At 61.0% G+C, this 24426-nt stretch carries 22 protein-coding genes; 6 read left to right on the top strand and 16 right to left on the bottom strand.

Features of this window, described 5'->3' with window-relative positions:
- Nucleotides 1–42: 42 nt before the first annotated feature.
- Nucleotides 43–2022: a glycosyltransferase family 2 protein gene (locus BUB72_RS01510; protein ID WP_073139437.1), complete on the top strand. Its 1980-nt coding sequence runs from the start codon at nt 43–45 to the stop codon at nt 2020–2022.
- On the opposite strand, the gene BUB72_RS01515 is transcribed toward BUB72_RS01510, so the two are convergent.
- A complete protein-coding gene (locus BUB72_RS01515; RefSeq protein WP_073139441.1) occupies nt 1951–2601 on the bottom strand; it encodes a GntR family transcriptional regulator in 651 nt (216 codons plus the stop codon). The genes BUB72_RS01510 and BUB72_RS01515 overlap by 72 nt on opposite strands.
- 102 nt (nt 2602–2703) lie before the next feature.
- Between BUB72_RS01515 and BUB72_RS01520 the strand changes: the two genes are divergently transcribed.
- Both BUB72_RS01520 and BUB72_RS01525 read left to right on the top strand, forming a co-directional pair.
- The gene (locus BUB72_RS01520) at nt 2704–3351 is read left to right on the top strand and encodes a pyrimidine 5'-nucleotidase (RefSeq protein ID WP_073140454.1); all 648 of its coding nucleotides are present in this window, start codon (nt 2704–2706) and stop codon (nt 3349–3351) included.
- A 39-nt stretch (nt 3352–3390) separates the two neighbouring features.
- On the top strand, nt 3391–4575 hold the full coding sequence (locus tag BUB72_RS01525) for a UbiH/UbiF family hydroxylase (RefSeq protein ID WP_073139444.1): 1185 nt from the start codon (nt 3391–3393) through the stop codon (nt 4573–4575).
- Here BUB72_RS01525 and BUB72_RS01530 read toward each other — a convergent pair.
- The 4 genes from BUB72_RS01530 to BUB72_RS01545 all read right to left on the bottom strand — a co-directional run bounded on the left by BUB72_RS01530 (nt 4572) and on the right by BUB72_RS01545 (nt 7169).
- On the bottom strand, nt 4572–5699 hold the full coding sequence (locus BUB72_RS01530; protein WP_073139448.1) for an aminotransferase class V-fold PLP-dependent enzyme: 1128 nt from the start codon (nt 5697–5699) through the stop codon (nt 4572–4574). The genes BUB72_RS01525 and BUB72_RS01530 overlap by 4 nt on opposite strands.
- A gap of 213 nt (nt 5700–5912) precedes the next feature.
- A complete protein-coding gene (locus tag BUB72_RS01535) occupies nt 5913–6194 on the bottom strand; it encodes a hypothetical protein (protein ID WP_139250584.1) in 282 nt (93 codons plus the stop codon).
- 70 nt (nt 6195–6264) lie between these two features.
- Nucleotides 6265–6717 (bottom strand): Lrp/AsnC family transcriptional regulator, encoded by a 453-nt coding sequence (locus BUB72_RS01540; protein WP_073139455.1) that lies wholly within the window; start codon nt 6715–6717, stop codon nt 6265–6267.
- Complete coding sequence (locus BUB72_RS01545; protein WP_073139459.1) at nt 6714–7169, bottom strand: Lrp/AsnC family transcriptional regulator; 456 nt, start codon at nt 7167–7169, stop codon at nt 6714–6716. The genes BUB72_RS01540 and BUB72_RS01545 overlap by 4 nt, the downstream gene beginning before the upstream one ends.
- Nucleotides 7170–7305: 136 nt before the next feature.
- On the opposite strand from BUB72_RS01545, the gene ilvC reads away from it, so the two are divergent.
- Entirely contained in the window at nt 7306–8328 is a 1023-nt protein-coding gene (gene ilvC / locus BUB72_RS01550) for a ketol-acid reductoisomerase (RefSeq protein ID WP_073139463.1), read from the top strand.
- A gap of 90 nt (nt 8329–8418) precedes the next feature.
- Complete coding sequence (locus BUB72_RS01555; protein WP_073139468.1) at nt 8419–9339, top strand: DMT family transporter; 921 nt, start codon at nt 8419–8421, stop codon at nt 9337–9339.
- On the opposite strand, the gene glmM is transcribed toward BUB72_RS01555, so the two are convergent.
- From glmM to BUB72_RS01595, 8 genes are all read right to left on the bottom strand, one after another.
- The gene (glmM, locus tag BUB72_RS01560) at nt 9329–10672 is read right to left on the bottom strand and encodes a phosphoglucosamine mutase (RefSeq protein WP_073139472.1); all 1344 of its coding nucleotides are present in this window, start codon (nt 10670–10672) and stop codon (nt 9329–9331) included. The two genes, BUB72_RS01555 and glmM, sit on opposite strands and share 11 nt — an antisense overlap.
- Nucleotides 10673–10721: 49 nt before the next feature.
- Nucleotides 10722–11723: a dihydropteroate synthase gene (gene folP, locus BUB72_RS01565; protein ID WP_073139475.1), complete on the bottom strand. Its 1002-nt coding sequence runs from the start codon at nt 11721–11723 to the stop codon at nt 10722–10724.
- Nucleotides 11724–11732: 9 nt separating this feature from the next.
- Nucleotides 11733–12671, bottom strand: coding sequence for a dihydroneopterin aldolase (locus BUB72_RS01570; protein ID WP_073139478.1), 939 nt, complete (start codon nt 12669–12671; stop codon nt 11733–11735).
- Between the two features lie 103 nt (nt 12672–12774).
- On the bottom strand, nt 12775–13446 hold the full coding sequence (locus tag BUB72_RS01575) for a cell wall hydrolase (RefSeq protein WP_073139480.1): 672 nt from the start codon (nt 13444–13446) through the stop codon (nt 12775–12777).
- Nucleotides 13447–13605: 159 nt separating this feature from the next.
- The gene (locus BUB72_RS01580; protein WP_073139484.1) at nt 13606–16197 is read right to left on the bottom strand and encodes a putative PEP-binding protein; all 2592 of its coding nucleotides are present in this window, start codon (nt 16195–16197) and stop codon (nt 13606–13608) included.
- Nucleotides 16198–16258: 61 nt separating this feature from the next.
- Nucleotides 16259–18505, bottom strand: a complete 2247-nt coding sequence (glyS, locus tag BUB72_RS01585; RefSeq protein WP_073139487.1) for a glycine--tRNA ligase subunit beta — start codon at nt 18503–18505, stop codon at nt 16259–16261.
- 1 nt (nt 18506) lies between these two features.
- The gene (locus BUB72_RS01590; RefSeq protein ID WP_073139491.1) at nt 18507–19031 is read right to left on the bottom strand and encodes a DUF6446 family protein; all 525 of its coding nucleotides are present in this window, start codon (nt 19029–19031) and stop codon (nt 18507–18509) included.
- Nucleotides 19028–19969, bottom strand: coding sequence for a glycine--tRNA ligase subunit alpha (locus BUB72_RS01595; RefSeq protein ID WP_073139494.1), 942 nt, complete (start codon nt 19967–19969; stop codon nt 19028–19030). The genes BUB72_RS01590 and BUB72_RS01595 overlap by 4 nt, the downstream gene beginning before the upstream one ends.
- 190 nt (nt 19970–20159) lie before the next feature.
- Here BUB72_RS01595 and BUB72_RS01600 point away from each other — a divergent pair, with 190 nt between their 5' ends.
- Nucleotides 20160–21899: a serine protease gene (locus tag BUB72_RS01600; RefSeq protein ID WP_073139497.1), complete on the top strand. Its 1740-nt coding sequence runs from the start codon at nt 20160–20162 to the stop codon at nt 21897–21899.
- Nucleotides 21900–21916: 17 nt separating this feature from the next.
- On the opposite strand, the gene BUB72_RS01605 is transcribed toward BUB72_RS01600, so the two are convergent.
- The 3 genes from BUB72_RS01605 to BUB72_RS01615 are packed head-to-tail and all read right to left on the bottom strand — an operon-like array spanning nt 21917 to nt 24422.
- The gene (locus tag BUB72_RS01605; protein WP_073139500.1) at nt 21917–22609 is read right to left on the bottom strand and encodes an RraA family protein; all 693 of its coding nucleotides are present in this window, start codon (nt 22607–22609) and stop codon (nt 21917–21919) included.
- Nucleotides 22606–23301, bottom strand: a complete 696-nt coding sequence (locus BUB72_RS01610) for an alpha/beta fold hydrolase (protein WP_073139503.1) — start codon at nt 23299–23301, stop codon at nt 22606–22608. The genes BUB72_RS01605 and BUB72_RS01610 overlap by 4 nt, the downstream gene beginning before the upstream one ends.
- Nucleotides 23298–24422 carry a cobalamin-independent methionine synthase II family protein gene (locus BUB72_RS01615; protein WP_073139506.1) on the bottom strand — a complete coding sequence of 375 codons (1125 nt, stop codon included), beginning with the start codon at nt 24420–24422 and terminating at the stop codon, nt 23298–23300. Before BUB72_RS01615 ends, BUB72_RS01610 begins: the two co-directional genes overlap by 4 nt.
- Nucleotides 24423–24426 lie beyond the last annotated feature (4 nt).

The raw sequence follows: 24426 nt of genomic DNA on the forward strand, positions 1-24426 counted from the left end.
CATCCAGAGTTCCGGTGTATATGCTGCGCCGGAGACCGCGAGATGAATGCGCCACTCAAAGCCCCTGTTCGGATCGACGCGCATTCCGATCAGCGGGTCTTTCTCGACGCGACCCTTCTTGATGGGGGTGATAGAAGCCATCCCCTGCTGGGCAAATTGCTGGTAGATCAAGGGCTTATAACTCCTCCGCAGCTGCTCATCGCCCTTGCCCTGCAAGCGCGCCAAAACGTGCCCTTGGGCGAAATCCTGATCGCGCAAGGCCATGTCGCGGAAGAGGACATCCTGCGCATTCTTGCCAAACAGCACGGCACCCATCTGGTAAATCTCGAAGCTTCCCCACCTGACCCGAGGCTTGCGGCGCTCCTTGTTGCAGAGGACTGTTTGCGGCTGGGGTTCATGCCGTGGCGACGGTGCGGCGACCGCGTGGTGATCGCCACAGCCCATCCCGAACGGATTGCCAGCATTCGCGTGAAGCTGCCGCCCGAGATGAGCGATGCGAAATTCGTGCTGGCCGCCCATAGCGATGTCCAGAATGCAATCCACACCCAATACGGCGACACCCTCGCCGCGCAAGCCGAGCACCGCACAGCGCCGCAAGACAGCTGCCGAAACTGGTCAACAGGCGCGATGCGGCTCGTGTTGTTGACGGTGGCGGCACTTTCGGTTGCAGGCGCGCTTTTCGCGCCGGTATGGCTCATCTGGTCCGTCTTCGGGGCCGCAAGTCTGGCGCTGGCCCTCAACAGCATGCTCAAGGCTGCCTGTGCTGTTATTGCGTTGAAAAAGCGCCCGCACCCTGCTCCGGCGAAGGGACCGCATCCCGCGCTCCGCCTTCCCAAAATATCCATTCTCGTGCCGCTGTTTCGCGAACGCGACATTGCCGGTGCCTTGGTCAAACGCCTCGCCCGCCTGTCATATCCGCACGAGCTGTTGGAAATCTGTCTGGTGGTGGAGGCATCAGACACGGTCACCGAAAACGCCCTCACCAAAGGCGGGTTACCCCGCTGGATGCGGGTCGTGCGGGTGCCGAAAGGTGGTGTTCAAACCAAGCCCCGCGCGTTGAACTACGCGCTGGATTTCACCTCCGGCTCGCTTGTGGGGGTCTATGACGCAGAAGATGCGCCGGATGCCGACCAGCTTCATCAGGTCGCCCGAAAATTTGCCGAAGGTGGTGCGGATCTGGCCTGCGTGCAAGGTATCCTCAGCTTCTACAACGCCAAAACAAACTGGCTATCGCGTTGTTTTTTCTTCGAATATGCGGGCTGGTTTCGGGTCATGCTACCGGGATTGCAAAAACTTGGCTTCGCCATTCCGCTTGGTGGCACCACGCTGTTTTTTCGCCGAGACGTATTGGTCAAACTTGGTGCATGGGACGCCCATAACGTGACCGAGGACGCCGATCTGGGCATGCGCCTCGCACGGCGCGGATACCGGTGTGAAATGATGCAGTCGGTCACTCAGGAAGAGGCAAACAGCCATGTCTGGCCATGGGTCAAACAACGCTCCCGCTGGCTTAAAGGCTATGCGGTGACGTGGTGCGTCCACATGCGCAAGCCGCTCCTGTTATGGCGCGAGTTGGGGACGTGGAAGTTCATCGGGTTTCAAATCCTGTTTCTAAGCACGCTCATGTCATTCTTCTTGGCCCCCGTGCTGTGGTGGAGCTTGCTGACATTTCTGTTCAACTGGCCGAACCCCGTGTTCGATCCGATGCCCAAAGCCTTGGTCGTCGGAGCGTCGGGATTTTTCCTGTTGGCAGAACTCGTGACCCTGGCGGTCTTTGTCACGGCCACCGCAAGTATCGGGCAGCGCCCTCATATCGGATGGATTCTCACCCTGCCCGCTTACTTCATCTTCGGCACGGTAGCCGCCTATAAAGGACTGGCGGAGCTGCTGTTCAACCCGTTCTACTGGGACAAAACCGAACACGGCATGTTCGGCGGGGCAAGCGACGGCTCACTCGGCACTGATCGCCCCTGCGTCGATCCGCAATCGCGTCTGGAAGGCGATGGACAAATGGTCTCGTAGCGCCTTTGACGCCGCAGCCCCGTCCCGCGCCTCGATGGCTTGCACAATCGCCAGATGTTCCGCCAAAGCCACCTCGCCGCGCCCTTCGGCCGCCAGCGACGTCGTGGCCAGCAGCGCCATGGAGCGGTAAACAAGGTCCAGCTGCTGCACCAGAAACTGATTATGCGACGCCAGATGGATTTGCCGGTGAAACCGCCGGTTTGCTTGCGACAGCTTTGACGGGTCCGACAGGAACGCGTGGTCCTCCTCGACCATGGCGTACAGCACCTTAACCTCTTCCACAGCGGCATGTTGCGCGGCAAGTTCCGCCGCCAGCCCTTCCAGCGCGGTGCGCACGGTATACAGCTCTGCCATCTGGTTGTGGTCCAGCGACGCTACGATCAATGACCGCCCGTCGCGCGTCAGCATTGATTGGGTTTCCAGCCGCTGCAACGCCTCACGGATCGGCGTGCGCGACACCCCGAACCTGTCCGCCAATTCGCTTTCCACCAATCGGCTGCCCGGCTTGTATATTCCGGTGTCAATCGCGTGCAGGATCAACCCGTAAGCGTCGTTTGAGGCGGGCATTTCAATGGACATTATTCGCAACTCTCACTTTTGTTGCGCCAAGCTAGCCGCCCCCCCCATATGGTGCAACCTTTCACGGTTGCACAGCGACGCATCTGCGCTACGTTCCCAATCATGCCAGCTGAACACTTCACACATGTCAAAACTTGGGTCTTCGACCTCGACCACACGCTTTATCCGCCCGAAATGCAGCTTTTCGACCAGATCGAGATTCGCATGATCGACTGGGTGATGCGAGAACTCGGCGTGGACCGTGAAGAGGCCAACCATCTGCGCGCCAAATACTGGCGCGAGCACGGGACAACCTTGGCAGGCCTCATGCGTATCCACGGGGTTGCACCGGAAGGCTACCTGATTGATGTGCACGACATCGACTTCACCGTTCTGTCGTCCGACCCGCATCTGCGGGACGCCATCACCAGCCTGCCCGGACGCAAAATCATCTATACCAACGGCACAGCGCCCTATGCGGAAAATGTCATAAAAGCCCGCGGCTTATCAGGCATATTTGATGCAATTTACGGCGTTGAGCATGCGGATTTTCATCCCAAGCCGGACCATGCTGCCTTCGAGCAGGTCTTCGCACAAGACGGGCTAGATCCGCGCACATCCGCGATGTTCGAGGACGACCCCCGCAATCTCGCCGTACCGCACGCTTTGGGGATGCGCACGGTGCATGTGGCGCCCGACCCGCTGGCGCAGGATCACATTCACCACCACACCAATGACCTGCGCGGCTTTCTGACCCAGCTGACCCGCTGACACTTGGCGAGTGCCCGCCCGAAGCATAGGTTACACCCCATGAGCACAGATATCTTCATCTCCGGTGGTGGCGTTGCGGGCCTGACTGCGGCCTGCCTGTTCGGCAGCCAAGGGTTCAACGTCACCTGCGTCGATCCCGCCCCGCCGATCACCGAACGCGATGCGGATGGCGCGGACCTGCGCTCCACCGCGTTCTTGCAGCCCGCTATTCCGGTGCTGGAAATGGCAGGCGTCTGGCACAAACTCAGCCCCCATGCGATGCCGCTGCAAACCATGCGGATCGTGGACGCAGGCGGTGAGGCCGCCGAACCCCGCGCCACCCGTGATTTCAACGCCTCCGACATCTCGGAGCTGCCTTTCGGATGGAACCTGCCCAACTGGCTGATCCGCCGCGAGCTGGTCGCGCGACTGGCGGAATTGTCCAACGTCGAATTCTTGCTCGGCACCGCCTGCACCAAAATTTTCACCCGCTCCGCCACTGCCAAGCTGTGGCTTAGTGACGGGACAACACGCAGCGCCCAGCTGGTTATCGCTGCGGACGGGCGCAATTCCCTCATCCGCGAGAGTATGGGAATTGATGTCAAAACAACGCGCTACGGACAGAAGGCACTGGCTTTCGCGGTGACGCATCCGATCCCCCACAACAATGTTTCAACCGAGATTCACCGCACCGGCGGACCATTCACCTTGGTGCCGCTGCCCGATCATGACGGCCAACCAAGCTCCGCCATCGTGTGGATGGAAAAAGGCCCTGAAGCCGCCCGTCTCTGTGCGCTGTCCGAAAACGCTTTCAACCAAGAAATGTCGGAGCGGTCCTGCCACCTGTTCGGGCCGCTCACCTTGGCCTCGAAGCGCACGCTCTGGCCGATCATCAGCCAGATCGCCGAGCGGTTCAGCGCCGAGCGCGTGGCCTTGATCGCCGAAGCCGCCCACGTGGCCCCGCCCATCGGGGCGCAGGGTCTGAACATGTCACTGACTGACCTGAGTGAGTTGCTGGAGCTTGCCCGCCTGCACCCGCTTGGCAGCAAGGCCATGCTCGACGCTTATGACAAGAAGCGACGTCTGGCTGTGAAGGCACGGGTGATGGGGATTGACCTGCTGAACCGCACCTCCATGTCGCAAACGGCATGGATCAGGGATCTGCGCTCGGCGGGTATTGGGGCGATCCATGACGCCGCCCCGATCCGCAAATCGCTTATGAAACTGGGACTTGGCGCCCGTTAAAGCACCGTATCCATGATTTCCTGCAACGCTTTCAGCGTTCCATCGACGTCATAGAGCTTGTCGAGGCCGAACAGCCCGATGCGGAAGGTGCGGAAGTCATCCGGCTCGTCGCATTGCAGCGGCACACCTGCGGCAATCTGCACCCCAATCGCAAGGAACTTGGAGCCGTTCTGGATATCGGGATCATCCGTGTAGCTGACCACGACCCCCGGTGCGCCAAAGCCTTCTGCCGCCACGGACGTGATGCCTTTGGCCTTCAACATATCGCGCACGCCGTTGCCCAACTTCCACTGCGCCTCGCGCAATTCCTCGAACCCGTATTCGCGGGTTTCCAACATGGCGTCACGGAACGTGCGCAGCCCGTCGGTGGGCATAGTCGCGTGGTAGGCGTGGCCACCACCCTCGTAGGTTTCCATGATCGTCAGCCATTTTTTCAGGTCGATGGAGAAGCTGTCGGACGTGGTCACGTCGATCTTCTCCCGCGCGCGCTCCGACATGCACACGATCCCGGCGCAGGGCGTGGAGGACCAGCCCTTTTGCGGCGCGGAGATCAGGACGTCCACGCCCGTCGCCTTCATATCCACCCAAGCGCAGCCCGACGCGATGCAGTCCAGCACCATCAACGCGCCAACCTCGTGGGCGGCGTCGGCCATGGCCTTGATGTAGTCATCGGGCAGGATCACCCCGGCGGAGGTTTCCACATGCGGCGCGAACACCACGGCAGGTTTTTCCTCAAGGATGCGGGCCACCACCTCGTCAATCGGGCACGGCGCGAACGGGGCGCGGGTGTCGTTGCCGGTCTGGCGGGCCTTCATCACGGTCGCCTCGGACGGCAGGCCGCCCGCCTCCATGATCTGGCTCCAGCGGTAGGAGAACCAGCCGTTACGCACCACCAACGCGCGCTGGTCGCGGGCAAACTGACGGGCCACAGCCTCCATCGCGTAGGTGCCGCCACCGGGGATTAGGGCCACGCTGTCGGCCTTGTAGACGTCTTTCAACATCTCCGAGATGTCGGTCATCACCTTCTGAAAGGCCTTGGACATGGAGTTGAGCGAGCGGTCGGTGAACACCACCGAGAATTCGCGCAGACCTTCGGGATCGACGTTTTCGAGCAATGCAGACATGGGTAAACCTCCTGAGTTTCAGGAGGAAATTAGGGGGGATCGAGGGGGGATGCACGAGCTATTTTTCAGATGCGACGACTGGTCTTACTCGCCCGCCGGAGCCAAAAACCGCGCCAGCCAGACTTTCATCGAAAGTCTGCGCACAAATCCTCGAAGAGGATTTGCCACCTCAGAGCGGCCCAGCCAACCGCTCCTCGCTCAGCAGTCGTCTTGCTATTTCCAATCAACCCTAACTTTGAGATACTCTTGCTGCTCTAAGGCGTCCTCCTCCGAGTAAAATTGGTTAGGAACAGGGCCTAGATCGTAGTCCCCATATTCGTGAAAATCATAGTTCTTCTGACCTGATTCCAAATATGAACTCGCGGAAAAGGTTGAGAGAAGTACAGAATTGGGATTTGTGTTTTTTCGTAAACGGTCAGCTTGTTCACTAATCATACTACATTCAAAAGAGCCTTCTTCCTTGCACTCCCAAATCTCAAAAAGAAGTTCTGCCACATCAAACTCCACCGCAATTCTTTTTCTAATACTTTCGTAACGCTAATGATGAACGTAGAGCGTTTCAAGTTCACAACGGCCCCGCCAAGCGCTCCTCGCTCAGCAACACATTGGCCTCCACATCGCCGACCCCCGGCAAGGTCATAATGCGGCGGCGTAACACGCGCTCGAAGTCGGACAGGTCGCGGGCGACGACGCGCAGGCGGTAATCATATAGCCCCAGCACATGCTGCACGGTTTGCACCTCTGGGATCGCCGTCACCGCGCGCTCGAAATCCTCTAGGCTGACGCGCCCCTTGGTGGCAAGCTTCACGCCCAGAAACACCGTAACACCGAACCCCAACGCCTCCGCATCCAGATCGACGCGGCGGCCTGCCAGCACGCCCTCGTCCTGCAACCGCTTGATACGCCGCCATGTGGCGGGCTGGCTGAGGCCAAGATCACGGCCCAACGCCCCCGCGCTGAGGGTCGCGTCTGCCCCAAGCGCCCGCAGGATGGTGAAATCTGTGGCGTCCCAACTCATATCGGTAACGTCTCAGTCGTCTTGATGGTGGCCACATGCATCAGTGCCTCCACTTCCGCGATGTGCGGCAGGGTCAGGATCTGGTTGCGGTAGAGGCTCTGGTAATGCGTCATGTCGCGGGCAATCACCGACAGGCGCAGGTCGACACGGCCCAGAAAGGTCTGGATGGCGATCACTTCAGGGATCAAACGCGCGGCGTCTTGGAACTCGTCAAAGGCACGTGGTGCTGTCTTGTCCAAGGTGAACCGCAACGAGACCTCCACCGCGAAGCCCAGCTTCGTCCAGTCGATTACCGCATGTTGCCCCTTGAGAATCCCCTTGGCGCTGAGCTTCTCCAACCGCCGCGCGGCGGTGGCGGGTTGCATGGCGCAGCGCTCCGCCAGGTCCGACACAGGGGCGGTCGGATCGGATTGCAAATAGCGCAACAGGCGGCGGTCGGCATCATCAAGCATGATTTTTTACTAAATCAATATCTTGACGAATACTAGCCAACATATTTACGGAAATCATCGTCACTTCAACTCTGGCCCCTGCCCGCCAGACCAGTATGTTGGCCGCAATCGAAACCAAATCATAAGGACGCCCGATATGCGCGTTTACTACGATCGCGATTGCGATGTGAACCTGATCAAAGACAAAAAAGTCGCCATCCTCGGCTATGGCTCCCAAGGCCACGCCCACGCGCTGAACCTGCGCGACAGCGGTGCGAAGAACCTTGTGGTTGCGCTGCGCGAAGGCTCTGCCTCCAAAGCCAAAGCCGAAGGTGAAGGCCTGAAGGTCATGGAAATCGCCGAAGCCGCAGCTTGGGCCGACGTGATCATGTTCACCATGCCCGACGAATTGCAGGCCGAAACCTACAAGAAATACGTGCACGACAATATCCGTGAAGGTGCGGCCATCGCATTCGCCCACGGCCTGAACGTGCATTTCGGCCTGATCGAGCCGAAAGAAGGCGTCGACGTCATCATGATGGCCCCCAAAGGCCCCGGCCACACCGTCCGCGGCGAGTTCACCAAAGGCGGCGGCGTGCCGTGCTTGGTTGCTGTCGACAAAGACGCCTCCGGCAAAGCGCTGGAAATCGGCCTGTCCTACTGCTCCGCCATCGGTGGCGGCCGCTCCGGCATCATCGAGACCAACTTCCGCGAAGAATGCGAAACCGACCTGTTCGGTGAGCAAGCGGTTCTGTGTGGCGGCTTGGTCGAGCTGATCCGCATGGGCTTCGAGACGCTGGTGGAAGCCGGCTACGCGCCCGAGATGGCTTATTTCGAGTGTCTGCACGAAGTGAAGCTGATCGTGGACCTGATCTATGAAGGCGGCATCGCCAACATGAACTACTCGATCTCCAACACGGCGGAATACGGCGAATACGTCTCCGGCCCGCGCATCCTGCCATACGACGAAACAAAGGCGAAGATGAAAGCGGTTCTGACAGACATCCAGAACGGCAAGTTCGTGCGTGACTTCATGCTGGAAAACGCAGTTGGCCAGCCGTCCTTCAAGGCAACCCGCCGTATCAATGACGAGCACCAGATCGAAGCCACCGGCGAGAAGCTGCGCGGCATGATGCCGTGGATTTCCGCTGGCAAAATGGTCGACAAAGCGAAGAACTAATCGCTGCACAGTTCGTCTCTGGCCGAACTATGGGCTGCAATCGGAAAAGGCGTCTCGCAAGAGGCGCCTTTTTCATTTACCGCTTGTGCCATGAGCACCCCTTCCCCCGAAAACCCCGGCCTGCTGAACTGGATTCTTGTGATCATCCTTGGCGTCACCTGGGGTGGTGCGTTCATGTCCGTACGCCTCTCCCTCGACGGGTTCGGGCCTTGGACTGTCGCCGCATGGCGCACCGGACTGGGCGGCGTCGCCCTTGCCATCATCGGGGCAATGTTGGGCCAAGGCATGCACAAAATCCCGACTGTGCGGGCGTGGATATTCGCTGGCATCATCGGTACTGGTGCGGTCGCCCTGCCCTTTGCCCTGCTCAGCTGGGGACAGCAATTCATCCCCTCGGCCTTTGCGGGCGTCGCCATGGGCGCGGTGCCTTTGCTGGTGCTGCCGCTGGTCTATCTGTTTTCCAAAGAGGAAGGCATCGGGCCCCGCCGCGTGTTGGGCATGCTATTGGGCTTCGTCGGATTATTCATATTGGTTGGCCCCGGCGCGGCGGCGTCCACGGGCCACGAGAACGAATGGTTGGGCCGCATCGCCTGCCTTGCCGCCGCCGGATGCTATGCTGCGGGGTCGGTGGTCACCCGCCGCGCGCCCAAGATGCCGCCGATTGCTTTCGCGACGGCAACGCTGCTGTTGGCCGCCGTCATACTGGTGCCGATTGCTGCATTCACAGAAGGCTGGCCGAGCGATTTCCCCGCAACTCCGACCGCGGCGCTGATTTATGTCGCGCTGTTTCCGACCGCCTTAGCAGCCGTCATCCGCGTTCGTGTGATCACCACTGCGGGGTCCCTGTTCATGAGCCTGACAAGCTATCAAGTGCCGGTCTGGTCCGTCATTCTGGGGGTGAGCTTCATGGGCGAAACCCTTCCCCCACAACTGTTTTTCGCGCTGGCAATCATTCTTGCGGGCATCGGCCTCAGCCAGTCGCGCGCGCTGATGGCGATGATCAGGCGGTAGCGGATTGCACCGCGGACACGACACCGCCCACGACCTGCGCCAGCTTGCCCTCGTCCTGGCATTCGGCCATGACGCGGATCAACGGCTCGGTGCCTGATTTGCGGATAAGCAAGCGGCCATTGCCTTTCAGCGCGGCTTCGGCATCAGCAATAGCGGCCTTAACGGCGGCATTTTCCAGCGGTGTCTGCCCTTCGCCATAGCGCACGTTTTCCAGCAGTTGCGGGCAACGCTCGAATTGTTTGACCAAGGCGCTCGCAGGCTTGTCCAACTGCTTCATCGCCGCCAGAAATTGCAACCCTGCCACCAAGCCGTCACCGGTGGTCGCATAGTCGGTCATCACGATATGACCCGATTGCTCGCCACCCAAATTGTAGCCGCCTTCACGCATGCGCTCGACCACGTAGCGGTCGCCGACATTGGTGCGTTCCAGCCGTATGTCATGGCTTTCCAAGTGCCGCTCCAGCCCCAGATTGCTCATTACCGTGGCAACCAGAGCACCACCTTTCAGGCGCCCCTCCTCGGCCCAGCGGGTCGCCATCAACGCCATCAACTGATCGCCATCCGCGACAGCACCGGTTTCATCCAGCATCATCACGCGGTCGGCGTCGCCATCCAGACAGATGCCAACATCCGCCCCGTGCGCCACAACGGCCTCGGCCGCGGTCCGCACATCGGTCGAGCCGCAGCCTTCGTTGATGTTGAACCCGTTTGGCGAGACGCCAACAGGGATAACTTCGGCGCCAAGCTCCCAAAGCACCTCCGGCGCGGTGGCGTAAGCGGCCCCGTTCGCGCAATCAATCACGACCTTCAACCCTTTCAAGGTCATGCCGTAGGGCAAGGTGGATTTGACCCGCTCGTTATAGCGGAACCGCCCGTCATAGATGTGCTTGGCGCGGCCGATATTGTGCGACTGGGCAGGCTGGATATCCTGCTCCAACAGTGCCTCGATGGCCATTTCATCCTCGTCGGACAGCTTGAACCCGTCGGGGCCGAAGAACTTGATGCCGTTGTCGTAATGCGGGTTGTGGGAGGCGGAAATCATCACGCCTACATCCGCGCGCATCGACGTCGTCAGCATGCCCACCGCAGGGGTCGGCACCGGCGACAGCAGCAGCACATCCATACCGGTGGAGGTGAAGCCAGCCGTTAGCGCATTTTCGAACATGTAGCCGGACAGGCGCGTATCCTTGCCGATCACGACGCGGTGGCGGCCTTGGTCCTTGCGAAAATACCGCCCCGCAGCAGCGCCCAGCTTCAGCGCCATTTCGGCTGTCATTGGATAGGTGTTTGCGCGGCCGCGTACCCCGTCGGTGCCGAAGAATTTCCGTGCCATATTGGGCATTCCTGTCATTGGTCCCGCGATTTCCTCGCGAAGATTGTGGTTATGTGTGCATGGCCCGCCATAGGGCGAAGGCCTGCTGATGCGCTTCTATATCATGGGCACGGATGATCTGAACACCCTGCCGGATGCCCTCCAACGCCACGGATACCGAGCCGGATGCGCGGTCTTCCGCCCGTTCCACCCCGGCAATGTTACCAATGAAGCGTTTCCGTGAAACCCCGAGCAGCACCGGACAGCCCAACATATGGAACAGGCTAAGCCCGCGGATCAGCGCCAGATTATGTGCCTGCGTCTTGCCGAAGCCCACGCCGGGGTCCACGATAATGCGGTCTTTGGACACGCCAGCCGCCTCGGCCGCGGCGATCCGATCGGCCAGATGGTCATACACATCCAGCAGCACATTCCCGTAGGTCGGGTCTTTTTGCATCGTTTCAGGGTCGCCCTGCGCATGCATTAGGCAAATCGGCGCGCCGGACCGTGCGGCCGTGGCGGGCATCGCAGTGTCGTAGGTCATCGCGGAGACATCGTTGAGCATGGTCGCCCCCGCAGACAACGCGGCCTCGGCCACCACGGCCTTGCGCGTGTCGATCGAGATCGGCACCTTGACCCCAGCGGAACGCAGCGCGGTGATAACCGGCGCGGTGCGGGCGACTTCCTCGACCTCCGGCACCAGTGCGGCCCCCGGACGTGTACTTTCCCCGCCGATGTCCAGAATGTCCGCCCCTGCGGCAACCATGGCCTGCGCGTGCGCGACGGCGGCGTCCGGTGCGGTGAACCTGCCACCGTCCGAGAAGCTGTCTGGCGTGACATTAAGCACACCCATCAAGGCCGCGCGGTCTTTCGGCAATCCGGGCAACACGCGCGGCACCGTCAGTTGATCCAGCACCACGGTCGGCAATTCGGCGGCAGGCATCAGGGCATGATGCGCAGCGCGCTCCAGTGGCTCCACCATATTGAACCACAACGGGCCGCCATGAAGCGGCACCGCGTCTGCGGGGTGTTTCGGGTCGGTTTGGATGATCGGGCGAAAATAGACTGACATGGGCCGTACTTACCGCAGCAACGACCCCGATGCCAACAAGTCGGGCAAGGTGATCAGTTCCCCTGCTCCGCGCGCCATATTCCCGATGGAGACGGTGCGGGTGGCGGCGAACTCTCCGGCCAGCCAGTCCGCCAGAACCACTGCGTCGGTTGTGTCGGCGTCCGGCCCGTCGGTCGCGTCCAGCACCAGCTTCGACGGGGCCCAGACGCTCATCTGGCCATGCTTGATTGCCCAGTCCAGCTCGGTTCGGGTCGACACCACCACGCAGCGACGATCCCGCGCGGCCAAGACCCATGCGTTCTGCTCAAGCGCCAGCAGGTCGATGCGGCGTTGCGCAGCCGGATGATCGGCTTGCGGCGCAGCGGTCGCGCCCATGGGAACGCACAGAATTACGGGGGCCGCGTTACGCTCCAACGCATCCAAGGCAGCCGTCAGGTCTTCCGACCCGATCACGTCATTGCCCAAAAACGCCACCAGTGGTGCGATATCCGCCGCGTGTTCCGCCACGCCTTTCATCATTTCGCGGTCCCGCACGATCTCGACGCCAAGCGCACCCGGTCCGCGATCCAGCTTCTCGATGCGCACGAACACCCGCGCGGCGCGCGGGTCCGCCAGAATATCCTCGGCCACTTTGGCGGCCAAGGTTTCCAGCAGGTTCAGCCGTTCGGCCTGAAGCTCGCGGTCAATCGCTTCGGTGATGGTGTCATAGGACAGGATCTTGTCCACGTCGTCATCCACCCCGCCCGCGCCGGTCAGCTCGGGCAGACGCACTTCGACCACAATGTTGAAACAGATGCGTTGCAGGGTGCCGCGCTCTTGCTGGAAAGCACCGATCTCGACCTCGCGAATATGGTCGCGCAGGGAGATGCGGTCGCGCAATTCGCTGCCAGAGGTTGCCTCGGCGCGCTCGGACGGGTGCGCAAAGGCCAGTCGGATATCGGAACTCATAGGGCGGGCCTTCCGGTCGCAAAGCAGTGTTGCGCGTTCTCTAGCAGCCCAAGCCACATCCCGAACAGGCCAATTGCGACCTTTTTACTGCTGTCTACGAGGCTTAGGAGCGTGCGTAGAACAGGTGGACCCCATGACGCGCCGTGCGGCGGAACTTGGACGCCCAACGCGGGTTCACGGCAGTCGTGTGGTAAAATGTGGCCCCACCAGAAAGTTTACGCGGTGCGCCGTTCAGCATCATGCGTGCGATTTTGCCCACACGGTCAAACGCGCCTGGCTCGCTGATATGTTCGGGACGCCCGTCGCAGGTATAGGTGAACTGGCAAGCGTATTTACGGCCTGTGCCTTGCTTGATCACGCCACACACGGTGTCGGGAAAGCGCGAGGAAGATACACGGTTCAGGATAACTTCGGCCACGGCAATCTGGCCTTTCACGGTTTCCCCGCGCGCCTCGAAATACAAGGCTTCGGCCAGACAGCGCCATTGCGGCCCACCGGTCGCGGCAGGCAACGCGCGCAGCGTGCTGGCGTCGGTGATCAATTTGCCGGAGCCCACGCCTTGGCGGCCAAGTGGTGTAGAAATCTTAATCAGACGTTCCGGCTGCAAAGACGCCAGACCTTCCTGATGCACACGTTCGGCATTCAGCAGTGCCGAGTTGAAGGCAAGCGACGCCCCGGCAGAGGTGGATGCGACACCGTCCGCCGATGCGGACCCCATCGACAAAACAATGCACGCGGCCCCAGCCGCTTTGATCACTGCACTACAAAAACCCATTACGCTCTGCCTTGGGGCCTTACCCCTTTACAACGGACGCCAGATGACCGTCAGCCGCGTGATTTAGTGCGGGAGCGTTAAAAAATCTACCCATTGGTCAAAACCCGCGTCACTTAGCCCACATTTGAGCCAAATACCTCAAGATGTGGTAGGAACATCCTAGAGCGGGACAAATCCTTCATCTTCGGGAAATTCGAACATGTCGTCTTCTTCGACCGGTTGGCGAATCGCCAACTGGGCAGCGGCCAAGCGCGCAATCGGGACCCGATATGGCGAGCAGGACACGTAATCCATCCCCAAAGACCTGCAAAATGCGATGCTCTCGGGATCGCCGCCATGCTCCCCGCAGACCGACAAGGTCAGTTTGGAGCGCACCTTGCGCCCGCGCTCGGACGCAAGCGCCAACAACTCGCCCACCCCGTCCTGATCCAGAGCCAGAAACGGGTCTTCGGGGAAGACACCTTGGTTCACATAGGCCGACATGAAGCGCCCTGCGTCATCGCGCGACAGCCCGTAGGTCATCTGGGTCATGTCGTTTGTCCCGAAACTCAGAAAGCTGGCATGGGTTGCGATGTCACCGGCGCGCAAAGCGGCGCGCGGGGTCTCCACCATCACGCCAAGGCGGTATTCCAGCTTCTGGCCGGTTTCGCTCATCACATCCGCCGCGACCGCGTCGATACGGGATTTCACAATCTCCACCTCGCGCTTGGCCGAGACCAGCGGGATCATCACCTCCGGCACCACAACGGCCCCTTCCGAGGACGCCTCGATTGCCGCCTCAAAAATCGCGCGGGCCTGCATTTCGTAAATCTCCGGCACCGTGATCCCAAGGCGCACGCCGCGCATCCCCAGCATCGGGTTGACCTCGGACAGGTCATCCACGCGGGCCTGCACCTCACGTGCACTCATATCCAGCGCATCAGCCAATTCCACGATACCCGCGCGGGTGGAAGGCAAAAACTCGTGCAAGGGCGGATCGAACAGGCGCAAACACACCGGGCGCGGTGCCATGATGCGGAACATATCCGCGAAGTCCGCGCGTTGCATCGGCAGCAAGCGCGACAAGGCGGCCGCGCGGTCCTCCGCGTCCTCGGCAAAGATCGCTTCACGCAAGACGGTCAGACGGTCCTCGTCAAAGAACATGTGCTCCGTGCGGCAAAGCCCGATGCCTTCGGCATTGAACAGGCTCGCCACTTCGGCGTCCTCGGGCGTGTCGGCATTCGCACGCACGCCAATGTCGCGCATCTCGTCGGCCCATGTCAGCAGCTCGCGGAACGCGCCGCCAATGCCAGCCTCGATCATCGGCATGGCCCCCGCCAGAACCTGCCCCTTGGTGCCGTCCAACGTCACCATGTCGCCTTCGGAAAACACCCGCCCGTCAGACGCAGTCAGCGTGCGGGCCTTCGTGTCGATGTCGACATCCGTCGCTCCGGCCACACAAGGCAGCCCCAGCCCGCGCGCAATCACGGCGGCATGGCCGTTGGCCCCGCCCCGTTCCGTCAGGATACCCTTGGCCGCGTGCATGCCGCGCACATCCTCTGGGCTGGTTTCGCGGCGCACCAGAATACACGCCTCGCCCTGTGCGGCGGCGGTTTGCGCGGCGAACGAGTCAAACACCAGCTTGCCCGTGGCAGCCCCCGGGCTGGCGGCAATCCCGCGCGCAATCAGGTCACGCTTCGCTTTCGGGGCCACCTGTTGGTGCAGCAACTCCGAGATCGCACGCGGCTCGATCCGCAACACGGCATCTTCACGCGATATGATATCGTCATTGGCCAAGGCGGTGGCCACAGCCACTTCCGCGCGGGCCGAACGCGGGGCATTCACCGCATCAAGGATGAACAACTTGCCCCCCTCGACGGTAAACTCGATCTGCATTTCTTCGCGCAGGCCCGTGCGCCCCACATCGCCAAGTCGGCACAGCTCGGCGTAAACTTCCGGCTGGCATTCCTCCAAGGAGGGGCCGCGCTTGTCGCGGGTCAAATACATCGTGTCGTCATGCGCCCCGCTCAGCGCGTCGCGTCCTTGGCTTTGGCGCTTGTAGCGGCCCACTTCCTGCGCGTCGCCGCTGTCCGAGTTGATGAACTGGATCACGCCAGAGCCGCTTTCGCCCTGACCCATGCCAAACGCCATGCGCTGCACGACCAGCCCCAACCCTGCGTTTTCCGGCGCGCCTTTGGACATGCGCAGCAGGCGGGCCGAGGTCCCCTCCCATGCCCGCGCCATGGATTTCAGCACGTTGAACAGCTGGATTTCCACGTCCTGCGGGAACGCCTCGTCGGTTTCGTCCTCATAGGCGGTCAGGGCTTTGTCGACGGTCAGGTCGGGGATATCGAACATCTCGTCATCCAGCCGCGCCACGTCGACCGCGTAGGAACGTATAAACGTCAGATGAAGTGCGGCGGCAGCCTTGGAGCCAAGTTTGGACGCAAAAAACGCCTCGTTCGTGCGGTTCATCCCGATATTCAGGATCGTCCCGGGCCCGCCCCAATCCGGCATCACCGGAGACGAGCGCACGGACAACACCGGCCAGCTGCCGAAATGCTCCAGAAGCCGTTTCATTTCAGGCTGTTGGCCACTGGCAATCGAGCGCACTGTCGGGGTCGAGATCGCCACGGTATCCGGCACCGGCATATCCAGCCTGATAAGGCGCTGCAGGCATTTCGCCCGCGCGCCATGCAGCTTCCGATGGATAGCAGCGGTGGGCGTAATCAGCTCAAAGTTCAAATGGTCCAACATACTGCGGCGCAGCATAGGGAAGTTAAGTGTTCAAACAAGGGCGACGCGCCGGCACACCGCAGATTTTTGGCGGGTGTTACCCTTCGATCTTGGTCAGATCGGCCACACCGCCGCAAATGGTGCGGATGCGGTGCAACAGGCACAACCGGTTGCGGCGCACGATCTGGTTGTCCGAGTTCACCTGCGTGGCCTCGAAAAACGCATCAATCGGACCGCGTAGCTTGGCCATGGCGGCCATGGCGGTTGAGAAGTCCTCGGCGTCCATAGCGGGCTTGATCGCGGTTTCGGCTTCGTCGAGCGCCGCGAACAGCGCCTTTTCCTCGTCGCTTTCGGCGAATTTGGGATCGGGGTCCAACTCGTAGGAGACGCCGTCCTTGGCCTCTTCCGCCGAGAGGATGTTGTTCGCCCGCTTGAACCCTTGGATCAGGTTTTCGCCGTCGTCGGTTTTCAGCGCTTCCGAGAGTGCTTCTGCCCGCTTCACCAGAAGGTTCAGGTCGTCGCTGCCCTCCATGGCGATGCAGGCGTCGATGATGTCGTGGCGGATGCCCTTGTCCTTGAGGAAGACTTTGAGACGGTCGTGGAAGAAGGAGAGGAGGTCGGCACTCGGGTGAGAAACATCACTGAGATCTATATCTTTAAAACTAAAAGAGCTTTTCAACTCGCCCGACTCTTTTTTCTTTTCATATATTTGATTTTCTATGCTCGTAACATCTGATGAAGTGATCCCAAGGTGTTCTGCGACCATTTCACGGTCTGCATCAACAAGTCTTTCTTCTTCATGATTCATCTTATGGTAATGAGGCATATACGCATCCAAGATGAGATCGCTCAAACTCACACTGAGCGAATTATCAAGTAACAGGCGCACAATCCCCAACGCCCCACGTCGTAGAGCAAACGGGTCCTTCGAGCCTGTTGGTTTCTCGTCAATCCACCAAAATGATGCTAGCAAGTCGACCTTGTCGGCCAGTGCGACCGCAACCGACACAGGCGCAGTTGGCACGTCATCCGATGGACCCAACGGCGAATAATGTTCCTCGCAAGCAGCACCCACTTCGGCAGGCAAACCTGCGGCGTCACTGTAATAACGCCCCATAAGCCCTTGAAGTTCAGGGAATTCATAGACCATCTCGGACGACAGATCGGCCTTCGCCACCCGCGCCGCCTGCTCTGCCAGATCGGGATCGGCGCCCACCGCAGGGGCAATCTCGCGCGCCAGAGCGGCGATGCGTTCGATGCGCTCTTTCTGCGACCCCAGCTTGTTGTGGAAGGTCACATTTTCCAGCGCATCAATCCACGGCTGCATCCCCGCTTTCGCAACCCGCAGATCGTTCTCCCAGAAGAACTTCGCGTCGGCCAGACGTGCCGACAGCACCCGCCCGTTGCCCGCCAGAATGGTGGCACCCTGATCGGCGGTCTCGATATTGGCGACGGTTACATATTGCTCGATCCGGCCCGTCTTTGGGTTCTTCACCGAGAAGAACTTCTGATGCTCCTTCATCGAGGTTTTCAGCACCTCCGGCGGCAGGTCCAAGAACTGCTCCTCGATCTTGCCCAGCAGCACCACGGGCCATTCGACAAGCCCTGCAACCTCTGCCAGCAATCCACGATCCTCGACCACCTCCATGCCCTGCGCGAACGCCTGATTGGTGGCCTCTGCCCAGATGTGATCGGCCCGCTCGGAGGCGTCCAGAACCACCTTGGCACGCTTTAGCTTCGCCGCGTAATCATCGAAAGACGTTACTGAAAACGCATCCGGCGCCATGAAGCGGTGGCCGTGCGTGGTGTCGCCTGCCTTGATGCCGTCAATGTCCAGCGGGACCACCTCTGCCCCGGCCTCATCCGACAGGATGCACAGGATCGAATGCAACGGACGCACCCAACGCAAAGTACCGTCACCCCAACGCATCGACTTCGGCCACGGGAAGCTGCGCACGGTCTGCTCCAATACCTCCGCCACGATCTCCGCCGCCGGACGACCCGGCTTGTCGATCACCGCGAACCAGACCTGACCCTTCTTGTCGTCGCGGGCCTCCAGCTGGTCTTGCGTTAGTCCGGTCGAGCGCAGGAAACCCGCCAAAGCCTGCTCCGGCGCGCCTACTTTCGGGCCTTTGCGTTCTTCCTTCACGGCGGGCGATGCGGCCAGCACGCCTTCTACCGACAGCGCCAGACGGCGCGGCGTCGAGAACGCACCGGCGGAGGCATAGGTCAGCCCCGCCTCGACCAAGCCATCGGTGACCAGTTTTTTCAGATCAGCGGCGGCCTTGCCCTGCATGCGGGCGGGAATTTCCTCGGAGAAGAGTTCGATCAGAAGATCAGGCATATCAGTTGCTTTCTGTCGGTCGTGCCGGGCATTCGGGGCCGACGGCGGTGCCGTCATAGGCCTTTTGCCCGCAATCATTGAGCTGCTGCCACACATAGCCGCGCCCGTCCTCGAAGATGACCACGATGCGGTCGACCCCGTATTCGATGTTTTCCTTGCCAAGGAAGGCCAGCGCGGTGCCGTCTTCCAGCGCCGTCCCGATTTCCGTGGCGTCGAAGCAGTCGAACCATTCGGGCGCAGTGAGGGGGATCGCCCCGTCAGCAAGCTGGTAGGTTTCCGTCAGCATGGAATGGGACATGGGTGTGCTGAAACACGCGCGGTAGCGGATGGGCGAGGACGTGGCGTCGATGGCGGTGATACCATCCGCGATGATCTCCTCCGGCTCGCCAGTAACGACCGAGACCAGTTGCACCGCGTCGGGTGTCTCCACCTTCGCGTAGTAGTGGTAGACCTGCAGGTAGTAGAGGCTCGCGCCTGCAATAAATGCAATGACCATCAGCCCGATCCCGATATATTTGCCATTCATGCCGCGTTTTCCGGCGTGTAGCCGCCAGCTTTCGTCTGCACGAAGGCATCCGCACAGGCCACCGCCAGCGTACGCACCCGCCCGATATAGGCCTGACGTTCGGTGACCGAAATCACCCCGCGCGCATCCAACAGGTTGAACAGATGCGACGCCTTGATCGCCTGATCATAGGCGGGCTGCGCCATGACAATACGGCGGCCGGTTTTGGGGTCGTCTGCGGGCTGCGCCAGAATGCGGGCGCATTCGGCCTCCGCGTCCTTGAAGTGCTGTAGCAGCGTGTCGGTGTCGGCCACGTCGAAGTTCCAGCGGGCATATTGCGCCTCCGCCTCGCGGAACACGTCGCCATAGGTCAGCGGGATCGGTGCGTCGGGGTCGTTGAACGGCATCTCGTTGCCGTCGTCGAAACCCAGCACATACATGGCGAGGCGCTCCAGCCCGTAGGTCAGCTCGCCTGACACCGGCTTGCAGTCATGCCCGCCAACCTGTTGGAAATAGGTAAATTGCGACACTTCCATGCCGTCGCACCAGACTTCCCAGCCCAAGCCCCAAGCGCCCAGCGTCGGGCTTTCCCAGTCGTCTTCGACGAAGCGGATGTCGTGCATCTTCATGTCGATACCGATGGCCTCCAGCGAGCCAAGGTACAGAGCCTGCAAATCCGGCGGCGAAGGTTTGATGATCACTTGATACTGGTAGTAGTGCTGCCAACGGTTCGGGCTATCGCCATAGCGCCCGTCGGTCGGGCGACGGGACGGCTGCACATAGGCCGCAGACCACGGCGTTGACCCCAGTGCGCGCAGCGTTGTCGCAGGGTGGAAGGTCCCTGCCCCCACTTCCATGTCATAGGGCTGCAACACCGCGCAGCCCTGCGCCGCCCAGTAGCTTTGCAGACGCATGATGATCTCCTGAAAGGAGCGCGGTTTTTGCAGCTTTTCGGCCATGATGGTCGCCCTGATGTTCGTTTGGCCTCTCAATAGGCAACCCGTGTGGGGGGGTCAATCAACAGAACAGCCCAAAGAACCCCGTGAACACGACCTTTTCAGATGCGCCCGCCGTCCTAAGTGATAACTTGCGCCAGATAAGATTCGGGGCGGCACGCAGATCGCCCGTCGGACCAATGGGGATTTGAGTATGTCGCGCAGTATTTTTGCAGCCTTGTTTCTGACAGCGTCAGGCGTCGCGTTTTCCGCCGCAGCCCAGTCTTGGGTGCAGGTCGAGGCGCTTCCGGACCTGCGCACCGCAGAGGAGCGCGCACGGGCGTATAGCTCGGCGCTGAAGGATGTGAACGGGTTCCGACTTCGTTCCGGCTGGTATGCCCTGACGCTTGGTCCCTACAGCGACGCAGAGGCGCAATCCAAGTTACGCGAATTGCGCGGAGCGGGCATCATCCCGCGCGACAGCTATATTTCCGACAACGGCCCGTACCGTCAGCGGTTCTGGCCCATTGGTGCTGGCGCCACAAACATTGCGCCCGTTACCCCGGTGCAACCTGCACCAGACACGACTGCGCCAGAAGCGACCCCGACACCTGTGGTTCCGGCAGCCCCCGTTGATCTGGACGAAACCCCGCGTGAGGCCCGTGCCTCGGAAGCGCTGCTAAGCCGTGATCAGAAAAAAGAGCTGCAGGTCGCCATGCAATGGTTCGGTTTCTACAACTCCGCCATCGACGGCTCTTTCGGACGCGGCACGCGCGGCTCTATGGCGGAATGGCAAAAGAACAACGGCTACGACGCGACAGGCATCCTGACCACCAAGCAGCGCAAGATGTTGATGGACAATTACAACGGCGCGCTGGCCGCACTGGGGCTGGGTCAGGTCAAAGAGGTCAAAGCGGGCATCGAGATCACCATGCCGATCGGCCTCGTGGAGTTCGACAAATACGAATACCCCTTCGTGCAATACCGCGAAAAAGACAGCTCCGGCATCGAGGCGTTGCTGATCTCGCAACCCGGTGACGAAAACACGCTGTTTGGCCTCTACGAGATCATGCAAACGCTCGAAATCGTGCCGCTGGAGGGTGAGCGGTCCAAAGGACGGCGCTCTTTCACCCTGACGGGGCAAGGTGACGACATCCATTCCTACACCTATGCCCGTGCCGAAGGCGGTTATGTCAAAGGCTTCACGCTGGTCTATCCCCCTGCCAAGGCGGCTGACATGGCCCGTGTGATCGAGATTATGCAAGACAGCATGGTCGTCACCGAAGGCACCCTGACACCCGACCTGTCGGATGCTGCCGCGCAAGGCGTGGATCTTTTGTCGGGCCTCGACGTGCGCAAGCCTGCGCTGTCACGCTCCGGCTTCTATGTCGACGGGCGTGGCCATGTTCTGACCACAGCCGAGGCTGTCGCCTCCTGCGGTCGCATCACGCTGGATGACACCTACGAGGCCACCGTCAAAGCCACAGGCAACGGCTTGGCCTTGCTGGAGCCATCCACCAGCCTCGTGCCGCTCAACTATGCCCGCCTTGCCACCTCGGTCGGTCGTCTGCGCGCTCCGGTTGCCGTGGCGGGATATTCCTACGAAGGAGCGCTGGACGCGCCGACCCTGACTTATGGCACGCTGGAAGACCTCAAAGGTCTTGGGGGCGAAGCCGAACTGTCCCGTCTGGACCTTGACGCCCTGCCCGGTGACGTTGGCGGGCCGGTTCTGGATATGACCGGTGCGGTCTCCGGTATGTTGGTCGACCACGATCTGACCGGCAAAGCCCTGCCCAGCGCGGTGCGCTTTTCGTTGAAAGCCAGCGAGCTGGCAACCTTCCTCAGCGAAAACGGCATCACCGCCGCCGCCTCCGAGGACACAGCGCAACTGGACGCCGAAGATATCGTGGTTTTGGGCACAGATATGACTGTGCTTGTCGGCTGCTGGGAATAAGTCTCGGGCTAATCCTGTTACGTCCGAGCCTTCTCGAAGGCCGCCCACGCGGCTTCGAACTTGGCGAAGTTAAAGCCCTCTTCGCGGGCAGGACCAAGTACCAGATGCTCGGTCTCCTGCATCTTTCGGATCGCAGTTTCAAGCTGGTCGATCACCTCCGGCGGCACGACAACGGCCCCGTGGCGGTCGGCATGGACCAGATCACCGGGGCGCACGGTCATGCCGAACACCGTCACCGGAACATCCAGCGCGGTCACATGCACAAAGCCGTGGCTAGGCCCGATGCTGCCCGCCACCACCGGATAGTCCGGAGCCATATCGCCCAGATCGCGCATGACCCCGTTGGTCAGCGTACCAGACATGCCAAGCCCTTTGTGGACTTCCGTGTTGACCTCACCCCAGAAGGCACCGATGGCGTTCGGGTAATCCTCGTCCTCGACCACGCAGACCGAAGGCTGCGGCGCGTCCGCCATCTGCTTGTAATAGGCCATGCGCCGCGTGCGGATGACCTCTGGCGGTTCAGTCGGAGGCGATATAGCGGCAATTTTCGCGGTGCTGGCATAACCCACGACCACGCCGGTCGGCTCGTTGATCAGCATCGTGCCACGGGTGAAGTCGTTAAACCCGCGCTTGCCTTGGGCCACTTCGATGGCGTTGCAAACCGTCGGTGTGTCGACGCTGCGCAGCAGGGTAAGCAAACTTTCCCTCATGATCTCTCCAGCCAGCGGGCCAAGGCCGCATTGGTCGCGTCGGGTTGTTCAAGTGTGGGTAAATGGCCCGCACCGTCGATAATCTCCAAGGTCGCACCGGACACGAGCGAGCAGATCAGCTCGTGGCGATGGATCGGACACAAACTGTCTTCCCGCCCACACAACGCGAGCGTCGGCACCTTGATCTGGCGCAGCGTGTCCTGCTGGTCGGGCCGCGTTTGCAGCGCGCGAGACTGGCGCACGAACACCTCCGGCCCTAGGGCGTCGGCCATGTCCATGCACAGATCAAGGATGGCAGCACGGTTAGGACCGTCAGCGAGATAGCGCGGCTTCATCTCGTCACGCATGATATTGCGTAACTCGCCTGCTTTCGCCCGCGCGATCTGCGGCTCGCGGCCCTTTGCAACTGCGTCGGCTTCGGCCTTGGGGTTGGTGTCCAGAAACGCGATCCGGTCGATCCGGTCGGGTGCTTGGCGAAAAACCTCCATCGCCACGATCCCGCCCATGGAGAGCCCGGCCAGCGCAAAGCGTGGCGGCGCGTGGGCCAGCACCTCCGCGGCCAAGTCCGCTATGTTATCGGACGCACCAATCGGTGCGACCTGCACCGCACGGTCGACGGAAAACGCAGCGATCTGCGGCGCGAACAGCCGCGCGTCGCACATCATGCCGGGCAAAATGACAAGCGGCGTCATCGGACCTGCGCCGCTCCTTCGGCCAATGCGCCCAGCTTGGCATAGGCGATCTCAGGGTCCACTGCGCCAAAGCCCGCAAACGTGCCAAATCCGCAATCCGAGCCTGCAATAACCCGTTCCGCCCCGACGATATCGACAAAGCGCCGGATACGTTCCGCCACCAGATCGGGGTGCTCGACGAAGTTGGTCGTCGTATCCACCACACCCGGCACCAGCACCTTGTTGTCAGGTATATCCGCCTTGCGATCACGGAACACAGCCCATTCATGGCCGTGGCGCGGGTTGGAAGTCTCGAACAATACATAGCGCGATTTGGTCGCCATCAGCGTGTCGAACATCTTCGACATCGGAATGTCACAGACATGCGGGCCTTCGTAGTTGCCCCAGCAAATATGCACGCGCACCTTCTCGGCAGGCACATCTTGCAGCGCATGGTTCAACGCCTCCACATGGCTGGCCGCGACCTTCAGGAATTCGTCATCCGACAGATCGTTGAACAGCATATGACGCGACAGCGCCAGATCGGGGCAGTCCAGTTGCAGATCAAGGCCGGAGGCCACGATGGTCTCATATTCCGCCTTCATCGCGTCCGCCAACGCGGCCAGATAGGCCTCCCGCGTTTTGTAGTGGTCGTTTTGCAGGAACAGCGAAATCACCCCAGGCGAGGCCGCGTTCATGAAGCCGCGCTCCACGCCATGCTCCGCCATCGCAGCCTTGAGGTTGCTGATGTCCTTCTCCAGCTCCCCCTGCCCCTTGGACTTCACCTCGCCCACGCACATAGGCCGCGCATATTGCGGCGTGCCGCCGTCATTGGCCAACCGCTTCAGGAAGCTGGGGAATTTCTTGAGATCCGCAGGTGCGTTGCGCGGGCTGTCGCCGTCAAAGCCGGTGTAGCGGTCCTTGACATAGGTGGCATAGCTGATCTTCGACGTCTCGCCGTCGCTGACGATATCCACCCCCGCCGCCTTCTGCTTGGCCACGGTGTCGCTGACCGCTTGGGTCATCGCTTTATCGAAAGCATCTGCGTCATAATCCTCGCCATTCTCGCGGGCGAAAATGAAATCGACCACCTCTTGCGTGCGTGGCAGAGAGCCGACATGGGTTGTCATAACTTTGGTCATTGGT

The sequence above is a fragment of the Litoreibacter ascidiaceicola genome (assembly GCF_900129235.1).
Taxonomy (GTDB): Bacteria; Pseudomonadota; Alphaproteobacteria; order Rhodobacterales; family Rhodobacteraceae; genus Litoreibacter; species Litoreibacter ascidiaceicola.

Excerpts from the sequence above, each read along its gene's own strand:
- BUB72_RS01510 (WP_073139437.1), top strand. The coding sequence starts at position 43 with ATGAATGCGCCACTCAAAGCCCCTGTTCGGATCGACGCGCATTCCGAT.
- BUB72_RS01515 (WP_073139441.1), bottom strand. The coding sequence starts at position 2,601 with ATGTCCATTGAAATGCCCGCCTCAAACGACGCTTACGGGTTGATCCTG.
- BUB72_RS01520 (WP_073140454.1), top strand. The coding sequence starts at position 2,704 with ATGCCAGCTGAACACTTCACACATGTCAAAACTTGGGTCTTCGACCTC.
- BUB72_RS01525 (WP_073139444.1), top strand. The coding sequence starts at position 3,391 with ATGAGCACAGATATCTTCATCTCCGGTGGTGGCGTTGCGGGCCTGACT.
- BUB72_RS01530 (WP_073139448.1), bottom strand. The coding sequence starts at position 5,699 with ATGTCTGCATTGCTCGAAAACGTCGATCCCGAAGGTCTGCGCGAATTC.
- BUB72_RS01540 (WP_073139455.1), bottom strand. The coding sequence starts at position 6,717 with ATGAGTTGGGACGCCACAGATTTCACCATCCTGCGGGCGCTTGGGGCA.
- BUB72_RS01545 (WP_073139459.1), bottom strand. The coding sequence starts at position 7,169 with ATGCTTGATGATGCCGACCGCCGCCTGTTGCGCTATTTGCAATCCGAT.
- ilvC (WP_073139463.1), top strand. The coding sequence starts at position 7,306 with ATGCGCGTTTACTACGATCGCGATTGCGATGTGAACCTGATCAAAGAC.
- BUB72_RS01555 (WP_073139468.1), top strand. The coding sequence starts at position 8,419 with ATGAGCACCCCTTCCCCCGAAAACCCCGGCCTGCTGAACTGGATTCTT.
- glmM (WP_073139472.1), bottom strand. The coding sequence starts at position 10,672 with ATGGCACGGAAATTCTTCGGCACCGACGGGGTACGCGGCCGCGCAAAC.
- folP (WP_073139475.1), bottom strand. The coding sequence starts at position 11,723 with ATGTCAGTCTATTTTCGCCCGATCATCCAAACCGACCCGAAACACCCC.
- BUB72_RS01570 (WP_073139478.1), bottom strand. The coding sequence starts at position 12,671 with ATGAGTTCCGATATCCGACTGGCCTTTGCGCACCCGTCCGAGCGCGCC.
- BUB72_RS01575 (WP_073139480.1), bottom strand. The coding sequence starts at position 13,446 with ATGGGTTTTTGTAGTGCAGTGATCAAAGCGGCTGGGGCCGCGTGCATT.
- BUB72_RS01580 (WP_073139484.1), bottom strand. The coding sequence starts at position 16,197 with ATGCTGCGCCGCAGTATGTTGGACCATTTGAACTTTGAGCTGATTACG.
- glyS (WP_073139487.1), bottom strand. The coding sequence starts at position 18,505 with ATGCCTGATCTTCTGATCGAACTCTTCTCCGAGGAAATTCCCGCCCGC.
- BUB72_RS01590 (WP_073139491.1), bottom strand. The coding sequence starts at position 19,031 with ATGAATGGCAAATATATCGGGATCGGGCTGATGGTCATTGCATTTATT.
- BUB72_RS01595 (WP_073139494.1), bottom strand. The coding sequence starts at position 19,969 with ATGGCCGAAAAGCTGCAAAAACCGCGCTCCTTTCAGGAGATCATCATG.
- BUB72_RS01600 (WP_073139497.1), top strand. The coding sequence starts at position 20,160 with ATGTCGCGCAGTATTTTTGCAGCCTTGTTTCTGACAGCGTCAGGCGTC.
- BUB72_RS01605 (WP_073139500.1), bottom strand. The coding sequence starts at position 22,609 with ATGAGGGAAAGTTTGCTTACCCTGCTGCGCAGCGTCGACACACCGACG.
- BUB72_RS01610 (WP_073139503.1), bottom strand. The coding sequence starts at position 23,301 with ATGACGCCGCTTGTCATTTTGCCCGGCATGATGTGCGACGCGCGGCTG.
- BUB72_RS01615 (WP_073139506.1), bottom strand. The coding sequence starts at position 24,422 with ATGACCAAAGTTATGACAACCCATGTCGGCTCTCTGCCACGCACGCAA.